The sequence below is a fragment of the Mangrovicoccus sp. HB161399 genome (assembly GCF_013184745.1).
Taxonomy (GTDB): Bacteria; Pseudomonadota; Alphaproteobacteria; order Rhodobacterales; family Rhodobacteraceae; genus Mangrovicoccus.
In genome coordinates, this window is record NZ_JAATVU010000183.1 from 1 (window position 1) to 2890 (window position 2890).

Below are 2890 nucleotides of genomic sequence, written 5' to 3' on the forward strand. Positions count from 1 at the left end.
GCTCAAGGACGAGATCCTGGCGGCGCTGGCCGGTGACGGTGTGCTGCCGCCGACCGTGCCAGAGGCCTTCGGCACGGCCGACTGGACGCTGGCGGGCGCCGAGTCCGAGAGCGGCGACGAGCTTCTGCTGGAAATCCTCTATCTGCCCGAGGACGGCGGAGACGCTATTTCCTCGCTCGAGTTCCGGGTGGGCGGCGGCGCGGCGCAGGTGCTGTCCGGCATCGGCACCGGCGTCCGCACGATCCGCGTGCCCGCGCTGCAGGATGCGGTCGTGCAGATCCGCGCGGTCAATTCCATCGGGGCAGGGGCATGGTCCATCGATAAGACCGCCGTCCCGACGGAATCCCAGGCTGTGCCTGCTGCCTTCACCGCGGGCATGTGGACGCTGGCGGACAGCCCGTCCGCTGGCGGCGACCGCCTGACGGTCACGGTGTCGGCTATCCCCGATGCGGGCAGCGATCCGATCACGGCGCTTGAGTACCGTGTCGGCAGCGGCGCGGCTGTCGCGCTCTCCGGCTCGACCACGGGCACCTACCAGATCACGGTTCCCGCAGAGACCGCGGCAAGCATCCAGCTGCGCGCGGTCAATGCCGTCGGCGCAGGCGCCTGGGGCGATGTCAAGGCGGCAACCCCCACCGTGGCGCCTGCCGTTCCCGCTGCCTTCACCGCTGGCCAGTGGAGCCTGGCCGACAGCCCGAGCGCGGGCGGCGACACCCTCACGGTCACCATCTCCGCGCTGCCCGACGAGGGCAGCGACCCGATCACCGCGCTGGAGTACAGGATCGGGACCGGCGCGGCTGTCACGCTCTCCGGCTCGACCACGGGCAGCTACCAGATCACCGTTCCGGCCGGTGCTGCGGCAAGCATCCAGCTGCGCGCGATCAACGCCGTGGGCGCTGGCGCCTGGGGCGATACCAAGATCGCCACGCCGACCGCGTTGCAGTCAGCCCCCGCCGCCTTCACCGCGGGCATGTGGACGCTGGCGGACAGCCCGTCCGCGGGCGGGGATGCCCTCACGGTCACCATCAGCACGCTGCCCTCCCCGGGAACTTCCGTGATCACCTCTCTGGAGTATCGGGTCGGCACCGACGCTGCCGTGGCCCTTTCAGGCTCCACCACGGGCACCTACCAGATCACGGTTCCGGCCGAGACTGCAGCCGACGTTCAGCTGCGCGCGGTCAATGCCGTGGGCGCTGGCGCCTGGGGCGATACCAAGACCGTCACGCCGACCGTGCAGGCGACGGCGCCGAGCGCCTTTGCCGATACTGATTGGGCGCTGGAAGACAGCCCTAGCACCGGCGGCGACAAGCTCTGGCTCACCGTCAGCACCGTCCCGGATGACGGCAACTCTGCTCTGACCTCGATCCAGTATCGGATCGGTACGGGCGCTGCGACCGATCTTCCGGCAGTCACGACCGGCAGCTATCTGATCACGGTTCTGGCCGGTGCCGAGGCTTCCGTTCAGGTCCGCACGGTGAACGCCGAGGGCGTGAGCGCATGGTCGGCTGCCAAGACCGCCACCCCGACCGTCGGCACTGCGGCGGCCATCACCTTCGGTTCGCTTACGCCGATCGGTCAGGGCTCGGCTCCCATCGCCGAGGCGGACGGCACCTATGGCCAGTTCACCGTGGCGTCGGGCCGCGTGTCGGGCAACACCTCGCCGCTGGCCACCGGCAACACCGTGATCGGCAGCACCACCGTCAGCGTCACGGCAGGCACCCAAACCGTGTCGAGCCAGGCAGAGCTGCGCGGGTTCCTGATCGGCGATGCCGCGTATCGGGGCCTGCCGTCCTCCGGCGGCACGATCTGGGTTCGCCCGGGCGACTACGACAACGGCTCGGCCAGCTTCTACAATCTCTGGAACGTGCCGGGCGACATCATCATCCGCGGCATCGACACGGCGAACAAGCCGCGCCTGTTCAAGTATTCCATGCCTGCCGGAACCCATGTCGCCGCTCCGGACTCGATCACCTGGCGCGACATCGAGTTCATGAACGCAGCCGTGATGCAGGACCGGACCGGCTCCAGCTATTACCGTCCGTTGTCCACCATCCTCTACTCCGCCGACTTCCCGGGCGCGGTAGCATCCACGGGCGTCTGGCGCTTCGAGGACTGCATCTTCCGCGGCACGACCCTTGCCCCGGCTGACGGCTATCTGTCCGCCAACTTCCAGGCGGGCCTGATCTGCGGCGGTCTCAATGTCGAGGTGGTCGGCTGCACGTTCCACGACCTGACCGCCGGTGTCTTTGGCTGCATCGAATACGGCACCAACTGGCTGATCGAGGGGAACGAGTTCTACGGCTTGACCGCAGACACCGTGTCCTACTGGGGCGGGACGCTGATGTACCGTCTGAACCACGCGACGGACTACCAGTATTTCGGCGAATGGCAGCACGCCGACATGGTTCACCGCTACCCGATCATTCCGGCAAGCCCGAGGGACCAGCTGGAGCGGGCGGATTTCATCGCAAACACCATGGCGACCGGTGATAGCTGGTCCCGCTCCCTTGCCGAGCATTCCACCTATCTTGCTGGGGCGGCAAAGGCAGCGGATGTTCCCTACGTGAGCCTGTGGCACGCGAACCCCACCTTCACCACCGAGCACTGCGGCGGCAACCATTGGGTGGTCAACGATACCGGCAACAAGGTGGTGACGCTGCCTGCCAACGGGGCCGAGCGGACTGACAGCGGCGGCGCCTGGATCTTCGTCGTCTTCGCGGTCGGAACCAGCGACACGAACACCGTCACCATCCAGGCACCGGCTGGCGGGACGATTTCCGCGGACGGACTGACCGGGCTGTCTTCCCTGGTTCTGTCGCGCGCCGAAAGCGTGCAGCTTGTCCGCCAGATCGGCAGCACCGTCTGGACGGCAGACCGCGGGATCCTCGGT

The 2890-nt window shown here is 68.0% G+C and carries 1 protein-coding gene; it reads left to right on the forward strand.

From position 1 onward, the window contains the following. A partial coding sequence (locus HCC78_RS31970; protein ID WP_172332734.1) for a hypothetical protein occupies positions 1 to 2890 on the forward strand: 2890 nt, incomplete at both ends.